17 protein-coding genes and 2 pseudogenes are annotated in these 19,515 nt (G+C 35.3%); 15 read left to right on the plus strand and 4 right to left on the minus strand.

From position 1 onward, the window contains the following. Positions 1-11: 11 nt before the first annotated feature. From mutS to glnA, 7 genes are all read left to right on the plus strand, one after another. On the plus strand, positions 12-2,597 hold the full coding sequence (mutS, locus tag BLR62_RS03345) for a DNA mismatch repair protein MutS (RefSeq protein ID WP_090793165.1): 2,586 nt from the start codon (positions 12-14) through the stop codon (positions 2,595-2,597). 3 nt (positions 2,598-2,600) lie between these two features. Next, positions 2,601-4,424, plus strand: coding sequence for a DNA mismatch repair endonuclease MutL (mutL, locus tag BLR62_RS03350; RefSeq protein WP_090793168.1), 1,824 nt, complete (start codon positions 2,601-2,603; stop codon positions 4,422-4,424). A gap of 14 nt (positions 4,425-4,438) precedes the next feature. Then, complete coding sequence (miaA, locus tag BLR62_RS03355; RefSeq protein ID WP_090793171.1) at positions 4,439-5,374, plus strand: tRNA (adenosine(37)-N6)-dimethylallyltransferase MiaA; 936 nt, start codon at positions 4,439-4,441, stop codon at positions 5,372-5,374. 40 nt (positions 5,375-5,414) lie between these two features. Further along, positions 5,415-5,639: an RNA chaperone Hfq gene (gene hfq, locus BLR62_RS03360; protein ID WP_090793173.1), complete on the plus strand. Its 225-nt coding sequence runs from the start codon at positions 5,415-5,417 to the stop codon at positions 5,637-5,639. Between the two features lie 217 nt (positions 5,640-5,856). Further along, entirely contained in the window at positions 5,857-7,083 is a 1,227-nt protein-coding gene (hflX, locus tag BLR62_RS03365) for a GTPase HflX (protein ID WP_090793176.1), read from the plus strand. A gap of 137 nt (positions 7,084-7,220) precedes the next feature. Next, positions 7,221-7,625, plus strand: a complete 405-nt coding sequence (locus BLR62_RS03370) for a MerR family transcriptional regulator (RefSeq protein WP_090793179.1) — start codon at positions 7,221-7,223, stop codon at positions 7,623-7,625. Positions 7,626-7,652: 27 nt separating this feature from the next. Next, complete coding sequence (gene glnA / locus BLR62_RS03375) at positions 7,653-8,990, plus strand: type I glutamate--ammonia ligase (protein ID WP_090793181.1); 1,338 nt, start codon at positions 7,653-7,655, stop codon at positions 8,988-8,990. 109 nt (positions 8,991-9,099) lie between these two features. On the opposite strand, the pseudogene BLR62_RS03380 reads toward glnA, so the two are convergent. Then, a pseudogene (locus BLR62_RS03380) lies at positions 9,100-9,390 on the minus strand (tyrosine-type recombinase/integrase); the annotation flags it as partial. On the opposite strand from BLR62_RS03380, the gene BLR62_RS03385 reads away from it, so the two are divergent. From BLR62_RS03385 to BLR62_RS03420, 8 genes and pseudogenes are all read left to right on the plus strand, one after another. Beyond that, entirely contained in the window at positions 9,391-9,657 is a 267-nt protein-coding gene (locus BLR62_RS03385) for a hypothetical protein (RefSeq protein WP_090793186.1), read from the plus strand. 133 nt (positions 9,658-9,790) lie between these two features. Further along, entirely contained in the window at positions 9,791-10,207 is a 417-nt protein-coding gene (locus tag BLR62_RS03390; protein ID WP_090793189.1) for a DUF6941 family protein, read from the plus strand. A gap of 1 nt (position 10,208) precedes the next feature. Further along, a complete protein-coding gene (locus tag BLR62_RS03395) occupies positions 10,209-10,808 on the plus strand; it encodes a hypothetical protein (protein WP_090793192.1) in 600 nt (199 codons plus the stop codon). A 119-nt stretch (positions 10,809-10,927) separates the two neighbouring features. After that, positions 10,928-11,194, plus strand: a complete 267-nt coding sequence (locus BLR62_RS03400) for a hypothetical protein (protein ID WP_090793195.1) — start codon at positions 10,928-10,930, stop codon at positions 11,192-11,194. Between the two features lie 112 nt (positions 11,195-11,306). Next, positions 11,307-12,305: a hypothetical protein gene (locus BLR62_RS03405; RefSeq protein ID WP_090793198.1), complete on the plus strand. Its 999-nt coding sequence runs from the start codon at positions 11,307-11,309 to the stop codon at positions 12,303-12,305. A gap of 882 nt (positions 12,306-13,187) precedes the next feature. Continuing rightward, on the plus strand, positions 13,188-14,693 hold the full coding sequence (gene istA, locus BLR62_RS03410; protein ID WP_090793200.1) for an IS21 family transposase: 1,506 nt from the start codon (positions 13,188-13,190) through the stop codon (positions 14,691-14,693). Then, positions 14,686-15,405, plus strand: a complete 720-nt coding sequence (gene istB, locus BLR62_RS03415; RefSeq protein ID WP_090793202.1) for an IS21-like element helper ATPase IstB — start codon at positions 14,686-14,688, stop codon at positions 15,403-15,405. The genes istA and istB overlap by 8 nt, the downstream gene beginning before the upstream one ends. Before the next feature lie 189 nt (positions 15,406-15,594). Beyond that, positions 15,595-16,142: pseudogene (locus tag BLR62_RS03420) on the plus strand (recombinase family protein). 44 nt (positions 16,143-16,186) lie between these two features. Here BLR62_RS03420 and BLR62_RS03425 read toward each other — a convergent pair. From BLR62_RS03425 to BLR62_RS03435, 3 genes are all read right to left on the minus strand, one after another. Then, on the minus strand, positions 16,187-17,392 hold the full coding sequence (locus tag BLR62_RS03425) for a hypothetical protein (RefSeq protein WP_090793204.1): 1,206 nt from the start codon (positions 17,390-17,392) through the stop codon (positions 16,187-16,189). After that, complete coding sequence (locus BLR62_RS03430) at positions 17,385-17,828, minus strand: Panacea domain-containing protein (protein WP_090793207.1); 444 nt, start codon at positions 17,826-17,828, stop codon at positions 17,385-17,387. The genes BLR62_RS03425 and BLR62_RS03430 overlap by 8 nt, the downstream gene beginning before the upstream one ends. Before the next feature lie 948 nt (positions 17,829-18,776). Further along, positions 18,777-19,481, minus strand: a complete 705-nt coding sequence (locus tag BLR62_RS03435; protein ID WP_090793210.1) for a hypothetical protein — start codon at positions 19,479-19,481, stop codon at positions 18,777-18,779. Positions 19,482-19,515 lie beyond the last annotated feature (34 nt).

Raw genomic sequence — 19,515 nt, forward strand, 5'->3', positions numbered from 1 at the left:
AGGAGTTCATTATGAGTAACTATACGCCAATGATACAGCAATATTTGAAAATAAAAGCACAAAATCAAGATAGTTTTCTCTTCTTTCGATTAGGAGATTTTTATGAAATGTTTTTTGATGATGCCCTTTTAGCATCACGTGAATTAGAGATTACATTAACGAGTCGAGATGGGGGTGGGGATGACCGAATTCCGATGTGTGGTGTTCCTTACCATTCGGCGACAAATTACATACGAACATTAGTTGAGAAAGGTTACAAAGTTGCGATTTGTGAACAAGTAGAAGATCCCAAAAGTTCAAAAGGAGTTGTGAAACGTGAGGTCACACAATTAGTGACGCCTGGAACGGTAATGGAAAACACGATGTTAAACGAAAATGAGAATAATTATTTGGCAAGTTTAACAGCGTGTGATGATCATACATTTTCGTTAGCCTATGTCGACCTTTCCACAGGTGAACTCATTCTCACATTGATAACAAGCGGATGGGACCGTGTAATTAGTGAACTTTATAATCAACCGATTAAAGAGATCGTGATTGCAAAAGACTTGGATGATCAGTACAAAACAAAGCTACAAGAACAGATTATTAGTACACTATCTTATTGTGAAGAAACTGAAGTCACCGAATCTGTTCAACACCTCGTTGAATCAAATGAGGATCCTCGTCTATTAAAATCATTTGGTCGATTGATACATTATATTGAGACAACACAACAACGTGTGCTTGATCACTTAAAACCGGTTCAAGTCGTCGAATTAAATGATTATTTAGGTTTGGATATGTATTCAAAACGAAACTTAGAATTAACAGAAACCATTATGAAAAAAGGTAAACAAGGAAGTTTACTTTGGGTTATTGATCAAACGGTCACCGCTATGGGATCAAGAACCTTGAAGAAATGGATTGAACGTCCTTTACTAGATCGTTACCTGTTGCGGCAACGTTATGAAATTGTAGAAGGTTTTATGGATGAATTTTTAATAAGAGAAGACTTGCGGGAGCAACTTAAAACGGTCTATGACTTAGAACGACTTGCAGGCCGGGTTGCATATGGAAATGTGAATGCACGCGATTTATTACAATTAAAACGTTCTTTAGCACAAATCCCTTTCATTAAAGAAACTGTACAATCGATGGAATCAGAAGCGATTAAGGCACTTGCAAAACATGTTAATCCATTACCAGATCTGTATCAACTATTAGATGAATCGATCTCAGAAGATGCCCCATTAACGATTAAAGACGGAGGTATGATTAAAGATGGTTTTAATGAGGATTTAGATCAATATCGTGATGCTTCGCGTAATGGTAAGCAGTGGATTGCGGAATTAGAGCAAAAAGAAAAGCAAGAAACGGGCATTAAGTCTTTGAAAATTGGTTATAATCGAGTGTTTGGTTATTATATTGAAGTCACACGTGCGAACCTTCATTTATTAGAAGAAGGTCGATATGAACGAAAGCAAACATTAACGAATGCTGAACGGTTTATTACGCCTGAATTAAAAGAAACAGAACGATTGATTCTCTCAGCAGAGGATAAGAGTGTTCAACTTGAATATGATTTATTTTTACAGTTAAGAGATCAAGTTAAAACCTTTATAAAACCGCTCCAAATGTTGGCAGAACAAATTAGCCACATCGACTGTTTACAAAGTTTTGCAACGGTTAGTGAAAAGCAAAACTATGTTAAACCAGAACTAACGAATGATAATGATGTATCTATAAAAGAAGGACGACACCCAGTTGTTGAGAAAGTCATGAAAGACCAAATGTATGTGCCAAATGATGTATCGATGGCTCAAGATAGCCAAATGCTTCTGATCACAGGTCCCAATATGTCAGGTAAAAGCACGTATATGCGACAAGTTGCTCTGACAGTCATTTTAGCTCAAGTGGGTTGTTTTGTTCCTGCACAAGCGGCGAGATTACCTATTTTCGATCAAATTTTCACGCGTATTGGAGCAGCGGATGATTTAGTGGCTGGTCAAAGTACGTTTATGGTCGAGATGCTCGAATCGAAACATGCGATCACACAAGCAACAGATCAAAGTTTGATTTTGTTAGATGAAATCGGTCGTGGTACAAGCACGTACGATGGGATGGCACTTGCTCAAGCGATCATTGAACATATCCATGATCAAATTGGAGCCAAAACGTTATTTTCTACCCATTACCATGAATTAACGACACTGACTGACGCTTTACCGCAGTTAAAAAATATTCACGTTCGTGCTGAAGAGTATGAAGGACGCGTGGTGTTTCTTCATCAAATACAAGAAGGTGCAGCTGATGAAAGTTACGGTATTCATGTAGCCCAACTAGCGGGATTGCCTGATCCATTGATTAAAAGGGCCAGAACGATTTTAAATGACTTAGAAAGTAAACCGATTCACACAGAAGAGAAAACAAAGACAAAGAGTAATGAGAATCAACTTAGCTTTTTTGAAGAGGCGCCTAAAGATTCACAATCACAGAAAAAACAGACATCATCAATTGAATCCAAACTCATGAGTTATGATTTGTTGGAAATGAATCCGTTAGAAGCGATGAATGTCTTGTATAACCTTCAGAAAGAGTGCAAGAAAGGAGAATAATGAATGGTCATTGAAACCATGCCAGATCAATTAGCCAACAAAATCGCAGCCGGTGAAGTGGTTGAAAGGCCTGCTTCGGTTGTTAAGGAACTCGTTGAAAATAGTATTGATGCAGGTAGCCGCTCTATTAAGATAGAAATTGAAGAAGCGGGATTAAAACGCATCAAAATAACGGATGATGGAGATGGTATGGTAGAAAAAGACGCCGAACATGCTTTTAGCCGTCACGCGACGAGTAAAATCCGTTCAGAACAAGATTTATTCCACGTCAAAACTTTAGGTTTTAGAGGTGAGGCCTTAGCGTCGATTGCAGCAGTTAGTCAATTGACATTAAAAACGTCAAAGTCGGAAGAAGCCTCTACTATTTTGAGAATTGAAGGTGGAAAAATCTTATCTCGTGATAAAGGAGATGCGAGAAAAGGGACAGAAATAACAGTCGATCATTTATTTTATAATACGCCTGCACGTTTAAAATATATGAAAACCATCCATACGGAGCTAGGACATATTACAGATGTTATTAATCGAATGAGTTTAAGTCACCCAAATGTGCGGTTTGATTTGTACCATAATGATCGGCAATTGTTTCAAACAAATGGTCGAGGAGATCTTTTACAGGTGATTGCTCAGATTTATGGGTTCAACATTGCAAAAAAGATGATTAAAGTTGAAAAGGAAACACTTGATTATAAAATGAGTGGTTATATCGCAAAGCCAGAAGTGACACGTTCATCGAAACATTATATCTCGACGATTATAAATGGACGTTTTATTAAGAGTATAGCTTTAAACAAGGCTATACAAAACGGTTATCACACACTCTTGCCGATTGGTAGAAGTCCAATTGTGATCCTACAAATTGAAATGGATCCGATTTTAGTCGATGTTAATGTGCACCCAGCTAAATTAGAAGTTCGGTTCAGTAAGGAAAAAGAATTGTTCGCCGCAATTGAATCAATGATCCGTGATGCGTTTAGACAAGAAACGTTGATTCCGACACAAGAAAAACAACCTGTTAGAAAAGAGAAAAATGATCAAACGCACTTTGATTTTAACGATCATCACAGCGTAAACGATGATAAAGAAAATGAGGATGAAAAAGAGGTTAAATTCTCTGACAGTGTTCCCACTTCTTCATCTCAAAACACTTCCTTCATACAAGATTCAGAACCGGTTATTCGGGAAACAAATCAAGAAGAAAATGACACGTTGATGAATGAAGAAAATAGTGAGAGTGATCAACCTAGAATGCCCGTCATGTATCCAATTGGTCAACATCACGGTACTTATATTATCGCTCAAAATGAAAAAGGTCTGTACCTGATCGATCAACACGCAGCTCAAGAACGCATAAAATATGAATATTTTCGTGAGCGGGTAAGTGAAGTGGGACATGAAGTGCAAGAGCTACTCGTCCCCCAAACATTTGATTTTTCGAACCAAGAAGCGATGATGATCGATCATTATCAAGATGAACTAAAAAAAGTGGGTTTGTTTTTTGAGCATTTTGGACAGAATACGTATTTAATTCGCTCACACCCTACGTGGTTTCCTAAGGGCGCCGAAGAAGCGGTCATTCGAGATATTATTGATCAAGTCATGGTCGATGAGAAGATTGATTTAACTAAGTTAAGAGAAGAGACAGCTATTTTAATGGCTTGTAAACGATCAATTAAAGCTAATCATTACTTAAATAATAATGAAATGTTCGAGCTATTAGAAACGTTGAGAAAAAGCATTGATCCATTTACGTGCCCTCACGGCCGACCTATTGTCATCCATTTTTCAAGCTATGATTTAGAGAAAATGTTTAAACGTGTTATGTAGATCGAGGTGAATAAATGAAAAAACAAGTGATTGCGATTGTAGGACCGACAGCTGTTGGAAAAACAGAATTAAGCATTCAATTAGCTAAACGATTCAATGGTGAGATTATTAGTGGTGATTCTATGCAAATTTATAAAGGCATGGATATTGCAACAGCTAAAATTACAGATAAAGAAAAAGAATCAATTCCCCATCACATGATTGATATTAAAGAACCGAATCAATCTTTTTCAGTGGCTGAATTTAAAGAACGTGTACAGGATCTGATTGATGATATCACGAGTCGTGGTAAACAACCCATTATAGTAGGAGGGACGGGTCTTTATATACAAGCTGCGCTTTGGGATTATCATTTTTCAGATGAAGAGAAAGACCCTAAGTACCGCGAAAAAATTGAACAAGAAATAGAAATATGCGGTATTGAATCGATTTTCGAACGATTAGAAACAGTTGATCCAAAGCAAGCAGAAAAAATTCATCCAAACAACATAAGACGTGTCGTCAGGGCATTAGAAGTTTATGATCGTACAGGTAAAACGAAGACGGAGTGGCAAGAAACTCAACCCATTGAATCTCCCTATCAACCCGTGCTAATTGGGCTGACGATGGAACGATCAGACCTTTATGCGCGTATTAATGCTAGAGTCGATCAAATGGTAGAAGAGGGTATCATTGAAGAAGCGAAGTCGTTCTATCAGTTAGGGTTTAAAGGTTACCAATCGATGAAAGCCATTGGTTATAAGGAGTTTATTCCGTATTTTGAAGGTGATATTAAAAAAGAAGAAGCGATTGAGCAATTAAAACAAAATTCAAGACGATATGCGAAACGACAGTATACATGGTTCAAAAACAAAATGTCTGTTAACTGGTATGATGTATCTGTAGATTCAAAAAATAAAATTTTTCAAAAAATTTATTCAGATTTAGAAGGGATTTTGGATTTTAGCTAGAATATAATAAAAATAGAGATAGAAAAGAGGAGGAAATAATATGGCGCAATCTGTAAATATTCAGGACCAATACTTAAATGCCTTAAGAAAAGACCATATTCAAGTGACCATCTTTTTGACAAATGGTTTTCAATTAAGAGGTGTTGTTAAGGGATTCGACAATTTCACGGTGTTACTGGAGACTGACGGTAAGCAACAGTTGATTTTCAAACACGCTATCTCAACTTTTGCACCCTCTCGAAATGTAACCATAGAAAAAGAGTAATCAACCTTTTTCTTATTAAATTTTGAAAAAATTGATGTGTAAAAGCTATTGTTTCCTATTTATAGGGTGCAATAGCTTTTTTAATGTAAAAATGTAAGATTTGTTGAAATGATTTTAATTCTATCGATTGATTTATTCGTTTTTAGGGTATAGCTAACATGAGAAGATTTGAAACGATAAGAGGAATCAAGAGAAATAGAGAAAAGAGGGATTCTGCATGAGCGAAAATATTATCGTGATCGGCATACATAAGAAGAGAGATAATGAACAACGCTTTTTATATTCCATGGATGAGCTGATCTCTTTAAGTGAATCAGCGAAGGGGCATGTAATGGAACAATTTGTACAAAAACGAGACAACCCTCATCCTGCTACCTATCTAGGTTCAGGGAAACTAGAGGAAATTAAAGAGTTCGTCGAAGATAGAGAAGTTGATCTTATAATCGCAAATGACGAACTTTCAGCAACTCAGATGCGAAATTTAAATGCATCTATTGATATTCCCGTGATTGATCGTAGTCAATTAATTTTAGACATCTTTGCAAGTCGTGCGAAGACAAATGAAGGTAAATTGCAAGTTGAACTGGCGCAGTATCAGTACCTCTTGCCCAGGTTACATGGTCAAGGACAAAGTTTGTCACGACTAGGTGGTGGTATTGGAACAAGAGGGCCTGGTGAGACGAAACTTGAAACAGATCGGCGTCACATTAATCGTCGTATTGATGAAATTAAACGGAAATTAGAAATTGTCGTTAACCAACGCCACCAGTATCGAAAAAGGCGTCAATTGAATCATACATTTCAAATTGCCATAGTTGGTTACACCAATGCTGGAAAATCAACATTGTTTAATCATTTAACAGCCGGTGAAACGTATGTGGAAGATCAGTTGTTTGCTACGCTTGATCCGACAACAAGGCAGTTAAGGTTACCATCTGGCCTTCAAACCATTATTACGGATACGGTTGGTTTTATGCAGGATCTTCCAACTGCTTTAATCGCTGCTTTTCGTTCAACACTAGAAGAAGTAAAAGAAGCGGACTTAATTTATCATGTTGTAGATAGCTCACACCCTGATCAGCATCAGCATCAACATACGGTCGATCGTTTGTTATCGGAATTAGGAGCTGATCATATACCAACCTTGACGGTTTATAATAAAATTGATTTAGCTTCAGAGCAATTTTTACCGATTTTAAAACCGTCGATTTCAATCAGCGCGTTCTCTCAAGAAGATCGAAAACAACTTCTGATTAAAACAGAAGATCTAATTATTTCGAATTGGACTCACTTTATAACGAACGTTCAAGCGGATCAAGGAAAATTACTGCAACAATATAAACAACATGCTATCATTGTTAAAGAAACGTTTATGGATGATGAATCCTATAAATTAGAAGGTTACTTACCGCATGATCATCCTTTGTTACATCGTTTAAATTAAGAGGATACTTCCTCTTTTTTTTAGGAATTTGAATTATCAGAATTTTTTATGTTAAATAACCTAACATCTCTTGACAGTTTTATTATCGTGTGTATAATAAGTAGTAAGGAAAGCAAGAGAGGAAAGGGGAGCCTGCTATGAGTGATCAAGATCGACGTTCGCAGCCCTTATTTTCCATTGGTATTGTCAAAGAACTGACAGATTTGACCGCTAGACAAATTCGTTATTATGAGGAGCATCAGTTAATTCACCCTGCTCGAACGAAAGGTAATCAACGTCTATTTTCATTCAATGATGTTGATCGGTTACTGGAAATTAAGGAATTGATTGAAAAAGGAATCAATCTTGCTGGTATAAAACAAGTACTCCAGCTAAAAGATTTACCAACTACTGAAGAACACCAAGAAGATTCTGAGCAAGGTGAACGCAAAGAATTATCTGAAAGAGAACTGAGAAAACTTTTAAAGAACGAATTGATGCAGTCAGGCCGAATGGGAAAAACCTCGTTGCGTCAGGGAGAATTATCACGATTCTTCCGCTAATATAATCCAAATAAGGAGAGAACAAACATGGGATCAAAGTTCACGAAAGAAGAGATTAAGAAGAAGTTAGATGAGGAAAATGTTCGATTTATTCGTCTTCAATTCACAGATTTGCTAGGGACGATTAAAAATGTTGAAATTCCTCTTAGTCAGTTAGATAAGGCGTTAGACAATGAAATGGTATTCGATGGTTCATCAATTGAAGGTTTTGTTCGAATTGAAGAATCAGATATGAAGTTGCATCCTGATTTAGATACGTTTGTTATTTTCCCTTGGACATCAGAAAAAGGTAAAGTAGCTCGTTTTATTTGTGATATTCATAATACAGATGGTACACCATTCTTAGGCTGCCCTCGTGTTAATTTAAAACGTAACTTGAAGAAAATGGAGGAGCATGGATTTACTGCATTCAATATTGGTACTGAACCAGAATTCTTCCTCTTCAAACTAGATGATAAAGGCGAACCATCATTAGAGCTTAATGACAAAGGTGGTTACTTTGACTTAGCTCCTACAGACTTAGGTGAAAATTGCCGTCGTGATATTGTATTAGAGTTAGAGGAGATGGGCTTTGAAATTGAAGCATCTCACCACGAAGTTGCACCTGGTCAACATGAGATTGACTTCAAATATTCTGATGCTGTTAAGCACGCTGATGATATTCAAACATTCAAACTTGTTGTTAAAACTATTGCACGTAAACATGGTTTACATGCAACATTCATGCCAAAACCATTGTTCGGTGTGAACGGTTCAGGTATGCACTGTAATATGTCATTGTTTGAAGGTAAAGAAAATAAATTCTTAGATGAAAGTGGCGAATTACAGTTAAGTAAAACGGCTTATCAGTTTATCGCGGGTGTTATTGAACACGCGCAGGCATTTACTGCTGTTACAAACCCAACTGTTAATTCGTATAAACGTCTTGTGCCTGGATTTGAAGCACCGTCTTACGTTGCTTGGTCTGGCTCAAACCGTTCACCACTTATCCGTATTCCAGCATCACGTGGCCTAAGTACACGTGTGGAAGTAAGAAGTGTTGACCCATCTGCTAACCCATACTTAGCTCTATCAGTTCTTTTAGCTGCTGGATTAGATGGTATTAAGAAAAACATGGAAGCACCACAAGCAGTGGATCGCAACATCTATGTGATGGATAAACAAGAACGTGAAGAGCATGGAGTTAAAGACTTACCAGCTACATTATCAGATGCACTTAGAAACTTAGCTGAAGATGAGATATTAAAAGAATCATTAGGTGAACACCTATTTGAACACTTTATCGAATCAAAAGAAATTGAATGGGATATGTTCCGTACCCAAGTACACCCTTGGGAAAGAGAACAATATATCCAAATGTACTAAAGTTTCCCCACCCCTTGACATATCTCGTGTTAAGGGGTTTCTTTTATGTGCTTTTTTAATGTAGGTTTTTAGCGCGCCCGCACACGCACCCATGAAACACCCACAAAAATTAATCACTTTTGTTAAATGTGATTTTGTTAAGGTATGTTTCATATTTGTCCATAGATTGTTCATCTAATTTCTTAGAGATGTGAGAATAGACATCTGCAGTAATTTGATAACTACCATGCCCTAATCGTTCTTGGATATATTTCATATCAGTACCTGCTTCTAGCAACAACACAGCATGTGTATGGCTTAGTGAGTGGATTGGAAGAGTGTTTATACCTGATTGCTTCAATGTGCGTTTCAAGGCATTAAAAAGACTTGATTTTGGCATGATATAGTCATCGTTTCGGCAATGGCCAAAGAGATTCTGAATGGTGATCACGGTAATGGCCATAGCAATAGATGTCGATCGCTAGGAATCAGTCAAAGTGAATATGAAAAAGTACGTGCAGAAGTGAATCGGATTGGACAAGGTGGTAGTGGTAAATCTCTATCTGATATGGCTGCTGAGGTCATTGCAGGAAAGCATGGGCAAGGACATGACACTAGACGTAAATCATTAGGTATAAGTCATTCGAAATATGAGGAAGTCCGCAAAGAAGTAAACAGTCGATTCTAAGCAAAACAAAAGCTCTTCACGATTTGTGAGCGGATATTTTATCTTTTATAATAATTTGAAAAATCCCTTTTAAAAAAAATCTAAATAAACTATACTAAAGTTGTTAAGATTAATTTTAGGGAAGTGATTTTATATGTTAAAAATAGGATATTTATTGATTTGCGAAGATACTTATGAAAAAAACGGAAAAATTATGATAGATAAACCCTTACCCAATATCTCTCCATTGAGTCTACCGGGTAATTACTCTTTCAAAGTCGCTTTTTCATTGCACAATTTTGATGTGGAAACATTTGGATCCAGTAATAAAATACAAATAACATTTAAAGATCCTGAGGGAAAAATAATAATGGATACAGGTGAAAAGGAAATAAGAACCGATTTAGGGAAGCAAGAAAATGATTCTAATTTAGAGGTGGCCCAAGGCGACCTCACTATGAATAATGTTGAGTTGTATATTAAAGGCATTTATACATTAACGTTGCGTATCAATGAGGAAAGTAAAGATTTACAAGTACCTGTTATCGAAAGACCGAAGCAGGGGGATTAAGATGAAAGATATTGAATGGAATAACAAGTCCGAAACGAGAGACAATATTATCGTTCTAAAACATCTTAATTTTGATTCATATAATGAGGAACAAACCGTTGAAGAAAATGAAGCAAGAGGACTTAACTTAACAAATGTGGTTGGATATATTGATGATTCCACAGCTATTAAGATTAATGATGATTCAGTTGAACAGTTAAAAAAAGATATGAGGTTAACCACTGCTACACCAAGTTCTATCCCAAACGGTATGTTATCGGGAGATGATAAAATGAATGAAGATCAATTTAAATACATGGAATTAAAAGAAGACTTACGAGAAAGCGAAAGAAGGATTTCTAATTCTCTCAACGAGAGAGAGGAACGTTTTGAAAAAGATTCTGTTAAGAGAGAAGAACGGTTCGAAAAGTCATTAGAAAAGTTTGCAATAGATTCAAAAGAACGTGAAGAAAGGTTTATGAAAGATGTTGCAGAAATAAAGAATATAGTATATGAAGGTGAAAAGAATAGAACAAGTATAGCTATAGCGATTTGGACCTTAGCAATTTCAACTATTTTAGGAATTGCAGCAATGGTTATTACTGTTCTAGTATCATTATAAAAGCCTCTCACAAATATTTTTTGTGAGAGGCTTATTTATTGACATTTTTTTACATCGGCAGGATATTAGGCGTGTATTGTCGAATATAGTAAATAACAAAATAACAGGAGTGATGGATCATGGCTTTATTTGGCGGAAAAGATGCAGAGCCTAAGATGACTAAAGAAGAAAAACAAATGGCTAAATTCATGGAAAAATATCAATTAGAAGAAGCTGATGAAAAAGATTTAGCGATAATTAAAAAGATAGCAACTGATTTGGCTGGGAATGGATTGTTTAAAGCTGGGATGGCTTTAAGTTTTGCTAAAGCTGAAGAACAAGCTAAAGTGACATATTTATCAGCCTTAACAGAACAAAACTGGATGACAACTCAGTCGATTAAATAGCAATATCGAGAAGATGGTTGATAAGTAAGATCTTGCTAAGTGTATAATATAGACAAATATACTTAGTTAATGTAGAATCGAGGTAAAATATTAGCAAAGCGGAGGTACTTCTGTGGATTTTTTACCTAAAATACCCGAGTCGAAAAATTACTGGTTAGTAAGGACAAACCAGGGTAAATACTATAATGATTATAATAGAAATAGTTTTATAGGAATTGGTTGGAATGATATAACACTCGATGATATGAATAGCGAAAATGAAGATGATATCAAATTATTGATTAAAGAGTTCTATCCTAAAACAGCAAAAATCGGGAGAGTTTATAATCAATTAAGAATATTTAGCAAAGTGTTTAAAAAAAATGATATGATTGTAATCACAGGTCCATCATCAAATTCTTTTCTAATCGGAGAGATTCATAGCGATAATGTATATAGTACTGAAATCGAACAAGAAGAAACCGAGCAGGATAATGCTTTTTGTCCGTATGAAAAAAGATGGGACGTAAAGTGGTTGAAAGAGTTGCATAAATGGGACGTTGAGATGCCAATGTTTAAGTTGTTACAGCATGCTCAACATACAATTACTGACGCGAATTCGTATAAAGATGTAATTCAAAGCTTGGTAAGTGATTTCTATGCCAGAGAAGATTATGGTCAAATTACTATTAGAGTAAAAAAGGAAGAAGAGATTCCTTCTTTAGAGTTCTTTTCAGTTGGTAAAGAACTCTTAGAATTAGCTCAAGAATTTAGTGATTTTTCAGAAATGGTAAGATTTGATGTTCGAGAATTGACAACAAGAGTAAATGTTAACTCTCCTGGGAATATAAAATTTAAAGGGTCTGTTAAGGCGATATTTATTGTAGGTTTAATTTTAGTCGGTCTAAATGGTGGTAAATTTAATGTGGACTTACCGAATTTTATGGGAGGGGGACAAATGGAGACTGAAATGAATGGATTACTATCCGAAATGTCCAACTTCTTAAACGATCACAATAGTAGAAGCAATTCAGACCTTATTTTACAGCAGTATTTAAAAGACTTGGAAGTCGAAACACCAGAAGAGCTTTCAGAAATACTTAACTCTGTTAGTCATAAGAGTAATGAATAGAATTAATTTAAAACTTTTCATATAGTATTTACTTGTTATCTTATTAAAAAAAAGGGGGAGATTTAATTGATTACTTTTATAAATATTTCATCTATAATGGGCATATTTGCTGTACTATTTTCACTCTTTTATTTTTTGCAAATATACACAGTCGGATACATCCCCTTGTTCAAAAAAGAGATTAATCGTTTCATAACATTCGGCGACTTACTTTTTAGCATCTTTTCTATAAGTTTCATCATATTATTCATCGACATTCTCAATGTGTATTAATCACTTGTAACTGATATAAGCGATCTGTGGTAAACCTTACTATAATTACAACTGATTTAATGTTAGAAAAAGCAGAGAGAAAAATAATCCCTCTGCTTGAATTGTTACTGTATTTATAGTTCTAAGTTCACCCACGAAATACCCACGGAACACCCACAGAAATTGAAAAAGATACAATACATTTTACTCAATGTTAATTGGAAAGTGCTGTTTTAACAGTCATTTGACACAATTTGAATTAGTTTCTTGCTATTAAAATCCGTTCTGTACTCAAGTACACCCTTGGGAAAGAGAACAATATATCCAAATGTACTAAAGTTTCCCCACTCCTTGACATATATCGTGTTGAGGTGTTTCTTTTATGGTTTTTTAAATGCAAAATCTTCGCTTCTCCTACCGTCTGCCCCACAAATACCCAACTTTAATAAATCTCTTAATTGATTGATGTCGTCTTAGCTGTATATGGCATAATTGAAATGTAGTTTACGGCAGCTAATTCATGTTGGTCAAATTCGGCCAAAAACATACAAAAAACCACTTGCCAACACTCAAAAATAACTTTAAACTCCTCGTTAGACCAATAACGTTTGACAGGAGGATATTTAGGAGATGTTAGCAGTGGCTGAAGTAAATTATATCAGATATGAAGTGAATCAAAAAGATGAAAGTTATGCGAGTGTTAGTCGAAAGACGGGTTTCGATGCTCGTACGGTAAAAAAATATGCCGATCATGAAGACTTTGAAGTTAAGAAACCCCAGTGCCGAAAAGCACCTGTCATGGATCTAGTAAAACCGATTCTTGATGAGTGGTTGAATGAGGATTCTAAAAAGAAACGGAAATATCGTCGCACGGCGAAACGTTTATTTCAACAGCTTGTGGAAGAGCATGATTTTAAAGGGTCTGAGAGAAGTGTTCGCCAGTATGTTTCTAAACGAAGAAAAGAATTAAAAACAATGGTTGACCAAGCTGTTTTACCTTTGGAATCTAGCCCGGGGACAGCGCAAGTGGATTTTGGAACGGCTCCTTTTGTTTATCAATCAGAATCGATGGAGTTACCCTATTTGGTGATGTCATTTCCTTTCAGTAATACGTTTTATTTTCAGGTTTTTCCTTCGGAAAATGCGGAGTGTTTACTCGAACGGTTACAACGTATGTTTCATCATATAGGTGGGGTTCCGAGAACCATTCGATTTGATAACTTTAGACCCGCAGTGAAAAAGATATTAGGCAAGGGAGAGCGAAAGCTCACGGATGTGTTTGAACGTTTTGTGGGGCATTATGGCTTTCATTATGAGTTTTGCAATCCAGGTAAGGGGAATGAAAAAGGCCATGTCGAAGCGATGGTGAAGTATGTAAGGAATAATTTCTTATTGCCGGAATGTCCTATTGAAGATTTAGATCAATTTAATGAAACGTTATGGCAAAAAGCTGAGGGTGATCGTGATCGTTCCCATTACAAAAAAGATGTGCCAATAGATGCGCTCTATCAAGAGGATTGCGCACAATGGCTTCTCCTTCCGGAGAAATCATTTGATTGTGTACGTTATGAAGTCGTTAAAGCTGATAAATATGGTTTTATTACTGTGGATAAAAAACAATACTCAAGTTCGCCTCGATTTGCGGGGGATAAGTTAACCGTTGCGATCACATATAATTCAGTCATTGATTTAAATAAGCAACATGAAGCTGTGGTTCATCATTCGAGACTGTATGGTGTTAGACGAAAATCAATGGTCTGGCAACCCTATCTTGATTTATTATCTCGACGACCACGAGCGATTAAGTACACCAGTATCTATGATCATTTCCCAGAAGAATGGACACAATACTTGAAAGCTTGTAAAGAAGATGAACAAAAAGAAGCTTTAAGACTATTAGGTACGTTACTTAAAAATGATGATTTCACTCTATTGAATCAGGCATTAAATGATGTATCAGCACAAGGACATCCAAGTGTTGATCAAATTAAACATCAATTTTATTCACTCGTTAATAATCAAGAAGATTATTCAACATACACGCCACAAATGTCTTTACCTGATATGCCTGATATTATAAGAGGACTTGATCATTATGATGCCCTCTATGCGAAAGAAGGTGTAGAGCATGAATAATCAGATTATAGACTACGCGAAACGTTTAAAACTCAGCTGGATTCGGGAACATCACCATGAAGTGACAGCCGAGTCAAATGAAGCCTATTTAATTAAGTTGTTTGAAAAGGAAATAGAGCATCGAGAAGAGCGGAAAGTCAACTTACTGTTGAAGCAAGCGCAACTGCCTAAAACAGGTCATCAACCTTTTCAGTGGGAACATATTCAGATTCCGCATGGAATCGACCGTGACACTATTATTCAGGGTGATTTCATTAAGAGACAAGAGAATCTCATTCTCTATGGAGGTGTTGGGACAGGTAAAACTTATTTATCTACCCTAATTGCCCTGAATGCCATACATAGATATGGCAGCCAGGTGAAGTTTTTCACCGTGGCAGGTTTAGCTAATAAGCTTATAGAAGCAAACCAGCAAGGGCAGCTATCAAAGTTGATGAAACAGCTAGACAAGCAATACGCGATTATTTTAGATGAATTGGGCTATATCCCTCTCAACAAAGAGGGAGCAGAATTACTCTTTCAAGTCATTTCCATGTGTTACGAGAACAAGAGCCTAATCATCACGACGAATCTTCAGTTTGGACAGTGGAATCACGTCTTTGGAGATCCGGTATTAACGGAAGCTGTCATTGATCGACTCATTCACCATTCACATTTATTAATGTTTAGAGGCGATAGTTTCCGTTATAAAGAGTCATTAATTCATGAGTAGATAGTGATGGCAAGTGGCATACAAAATTAATTGCCGTTTAACGCAATTCCCTATTGCCAAATACATATCAACCATGAAACTAAAGAAGGTCCAGAATGTATAAGTAATGACACTTTTTTTGATGTTTTGGCACAACAGGTGATTTACTTGTATCATAACTTAGTTTCATAAGTGAAGGAGAAAGCTAGAATGAAATATGGATATGCAAGAGTTTCAACGTCACAGCAAGACTTAAATTCACAAATAAATATATTGCATGATCAAGGTTGAGAGAAGATCTTTAAAGAGAAGTTTACAGGAACTAAAAAAGAACGTCCTGCTTTCCGGGAATTGCTGAATTTAATTAAACCAAATGATACAATGGTTGTAACAAAACTAGATCGATTTGCACGATCAACAGTAGATGGTATTCAAACGATTAAGCAGCTATTTAACAAAGGGGTGAAAGTACATTTTCTAAACATGGGTCTAGTTGAAGATACGCCAACAGGTCGATTAATTTTTAGTATAATGACATCATTTGCAGAATTTGAATGTGATATGATCGTAGAAAGAACACAAGAAGGAAAGTTATTAGCGAAACAAAACAAAGATTTTAAAGAGGGCAGACCAAAGAAGTACAGCAAAAAGCAGATTGAACATGCTATAGAGCTAAAAAACATTACTTTTATAAGCAAGTTGAAGAAATGACTGGTATTAGTAAGAGTACATTGACTCGATCCATAAAAAATCCATAGAGTAAACTTTTAAAAGCTATTACTCTATGGTTAAGTATTGAAATTTATTTTTTAAATAATTTTGCGGTTTTATATTTAGTATGATCAATTAAACTTTTATCTCTGGGCTTAGTCGCAAACATGTTGTGTAAAGATAATAAGAACATAATTGAAAATAAGTAAAACAAAAAGATGTTAGCAAGTATAGGTAAAGAATTAGTATATGCAGAATCGAATGTTGAATTGTTATCGAGGTATATAATTGCAAATCCTGTAATCATAATGAAGTACAGCAAGTAGTGTGTAATTATAACAACCGGATATCGCTCAACTACAGAACAATTGCAAACATTTGAATCATCTTTTCCATTAAATGAATTTACTAATTTTTTAAAAAAAGAATTTGAAGCCTTTTTCTTTTCTTTACATTTACAGCTAGAGATTTCTCTTCCTATTATTTTGGACATTCCATGCAAAAGAAAGAATATTATCACAATAACACCTGACGCACCTATTGAACTTATAACCAGTACATTTCCAATTGGGAGCCTATGAGCATTATTAAAAATGCTAGTGAAAGAATGAATAGATCCAAAAGCGCCCATTAAAATAGCAGCGAATATACCTAAAATACTAATGAACTGTGTGATGACCTTATCATAGGTATCTTTTAATTCATTTTGCATTTTTGAGTAGTCATTTTGGTATTGTGCAAGTTTAGTTTCGAATTCCTCAATTGATTCGTTCATGTTATCAATTCTTTTTTCGTAATATACTATTTCATCGCTTATTCCATTTGGAACATGATCTTTTTGTAATGTAGACAAGCCAATATGCTCTTTTATTTTAAGAAAATTTCTTTTTAGCTGATGTGAAGCATTATTATCAACGTTTTTTAAGTAATGAGACCAATTCTTATCTAAACGATCTTTAATAATGTCTTTTAATTCTTCTTGCGAGTTTTCAAAAACAATTCTAGTAATATCAGTATAAGGTATTACGTCTGCTTCAAACTTAATACTTTTTAAAACATCAATAAATTCATTGAATTCTTTTGCAGCAGTAATCACTGTGGATCCACTATTATCAGATTGATCATTTTGAGTTGACCATTTGTTATCGGATTTACTATAAAATTTGTCTATAAATTCATCAATCTTATCCGTTTCTTTCTTAGTGTGGTTTTGGTCAGTCTTCATGTAGCTTTGGTCAATGGCATTAATATAATTTTTTAATTTTTCTTCTAAATTTTTCAAATCCTGATTACTCATTGACAAAATCCTTGTAAATTTCAATGAGCGAATATGGGGGAACGTACTCTCTACGCAAAACCTCGTTTCTATAATTCTTCCATGAAGGTATTTTATGTGATACCTCTACTAGTTTAAAGGGGCTAACTTTTAGGAGTTTAATGATAATATCATCTAAGTTGCTGTAATCTTCACTATATTCACCTTGGCTTAGAATAGGTGTGTCACCATAAATGTTGTATTTAAAATATACTTCTTCAACGACTGGTCCATATTTCCATCTCCTAAAGCTATTTGCGTTGCTTATTTCTTCAGCTAAGTTGTCTATATCTCCAATCTTTTGCATATAGAATCCTAAAGTGAAAAACATTATTTTTTGTAAATGCAAGTTAGTTAAGGGTACGTCATGTTGGTGTGCAATAGCTAAAATATGATCAGCTAATTTTTGGTCTGCCATATTACAAACCTCCCTTATTTTTAAATATTAATATTAACATTGTATCATAGATGAAATGTTAACAACAAAAAACATTAATTGTATCTTGCACCTTTATTAACTCCATAAATGTGTTAAAATAAAAAACATTCCTTGATAAGGGTAATTCTTGAGAGGTGTTGATTTAATTGGCACAGTTTTTGAATTTTCCCGTTCCTATTTGATAGAAATGAACTTGATTTTACAGTGGATTTTTAATGTATTGTATAATTTACAACGCATAGATCTGATTTAATCATGGGTAAAGTATTCTTTCATGAGCTAAAGGAATAAAAATAGCTAGGTCGCAGTAGCTAAAGTCATGAATGCGCTCAAGAAGGAAATTTGGGTAATTTTCCGTGAATACATAGGATTGTGAAATCTTATGGCTTAACTGCAAGCCTATATAGGTAAACAAGCGCGAAACATCCCGGTGCGACACACCCAGTCAACCCGGGTTTTGTTATTCAGTAAAAGTCAATTGTTTGATTTTAAATAAATGAGAGTGAATATTTCTATTTTTACACAATAATTTCACAGTAATTCGATAGAAAGTTGATACGACAAGATTTTAGCGACAATACTTATTCCTGCCTGGGACGTTTTTATATGTTAATAAGTTGGAAACTTTGATAAGTCATTATTTCCTACTATTATCACCTAAATCTCATCACACAAATTAGCGCTTTTTTAAAACATATGACTTAACTCAATTTATCCGCATGTTTGGGAAGTTGATCTAACAACCATTTGATGTAACTCGAATTAGTTTCAAATTATAAAAATATGAAGGTACACACTTGGGACAGAGAACAATATATCAAAATGTACTAAAGTTCCCCCCTTGACACACCTCGTGTTGAGGGGGTTTCTTTTATGGGGTTAATGAAAAAACACCTGAGATACCTCACCTCAGGTGTTAATGGATGATTACTCAATTTCAATTGACCAATTATCATAGGCTTGTATTTCTATGACTGCAAACTGATCACTTGTGATTTCAACGGTGATTGTGTCATCAAATTCACCTGATTCATCGACTAATACAAAGCTCTGGTTTAAAGTGACTAGAAACGCTTCGTCACCATCATGTGTGATGTTAAATTGTCTGTCTCCTTCTGTGAGGCCGATATAAATCGCTTCGTATCCACTCCCTGTAAGTTGGTGGGGTTCATCATCAATAGATTCAGGTAAGTTTTGATCAACAGATATTGACCAATTATCTTCAGCTTGTATAGCAAGTGTGTACTGTTCTGTCTCTTCTGAACTCATAAATAGACGTCCATCAAATCCTCCTGTTACATCAACTAATGTCTGTGAATCGCCTGATTGATCGTTCAATTGGACGCTAAATGAACCTTCTCCTTCATGTGTTAAATCGATCATTGCGAGGCCATTTTCAATTTCAAAACCTTCTGTTGTTTCATCTCCGGTTCCATTAAATTCATAAACCTCAAAGACTCCCGCTACTTCATCTGGGGAAGGGTGCTCATTGAGTAAAGGTTCATCTAAACTTTTAGTAGGTGTATCATCCGTTGCGATGGAGAAAATAATCAAGGTTGTTATAATAATCATAGTAAAAGGAACCCAAAAAGACAATCGCTTATAAAAGTGATGTTGATGTCCTGAAGACAAGGTAATTTCCTCCTTATAAAGAAATTTATATTAT

The organism is Pelagirhabdus alkalitolerans (assembly GCF_900096905.1).
Classification (GTDB): domain Bacteria; phylum Bacillota; class Bacilli; order Bacillales; family Amphibacillaceae; genus Pelagirhabdus; species Pelagirhabdus alkalitolerans.

Coding starts and splice junctions, on each gene's coding strand:
- mutS (WP_090793165.1), top strand. CDS start 12: ATGAGTAACTATACGCCAATGATACAGCAATATTTGAAAATAAAAGCA.
- mutL (WP_090793168.1), top strand. CDS start 2,601: ATGGTCATTGAAACCATGCCAGATCAATTAGCCAACAAAATCGCAGCC.
- miaA (WP_090793171.1), top strand. CDS start 4,439: ATGAAAAAACAAGTGATTGCGATTGTAGGACCGACAGCTGTTGGAAAA.
- hfq (WP_090793173.1), top strand. CDS start 5,415: ATGGCGCAATCTGTAAATATTCAGGACCAATACTTAAATGCCTTAAGA.
- hflX (WP_090793176.1), top strand. CDS start 5,857: ATGAGCGAAAATATTATCGTGATCGGCATACATAAGAAGAGAGATAAT.
- BLR62_RS03370 (WP_090793179.1), top strand. CDS start 7,221: ATGAGTGATCAAGATCGACGTTCGCAGCCCTTATTTTCCATTGGTATT.
- glnA (WP_090793181.1), top strand. CDS start 7,653: ATGGGATCAAAGTTCACGAAAGAAGAGATTAAGAAGAAGTTAGATGAG.
- BLR62_RS03385 (WP_090793186.1), top strand. CDS start 9,391: ATGGCCAAAGAGATTCTGAATGGTGATCACGGTAATGGCCATAGCAAT.
- BLR62_RS03390 (WP_090793189.1), top strand. CDS start 9,791: ATGTTAAAAATAGGATATTTATTGATTTGCGAAGATACTTATGAAAAA.
- BLR62_RS03395 (WP_090793192.1), top strand. CDS start 10,209: ATGAAAGATATTGAATGGAATAACAAGTCCGAAACGAGAGACAATATT.
- BLR62_RS03400 (WP_090793195.1), top strand. CDS start 10,928: ATGGCTTTATTTGGCGGAAAAGATGCAGAGCCTAAGATGACTAAAGAA.
- istA (WP_090793200.1), top strand. CDS start 13,188: ATGTTAGCAGTGGCTGAAGTAAATTATATCAGATATGAAGTGAATCAA.
- istB (WP_090793202.1), top strand. CDS start 14,686: ATGAATAATCAGATTATAGACTACGCGAAACGTTTAAAACTCAGCTGG.
- BLR62_RS03425 (WP_090793204.1), bottom strand. CDS start 17,392: ATGAGTAATCAGGATTTGAAAAATTTAGAAGAAAAATTAAAAAATTAT.
- BLR62_RS03430 (WP_090793207.1), bottom strand. CDS start 17,828: ATGGCAGACCAAAAATTAGCTGATCATATTTTAGCTATTGCACACCAA.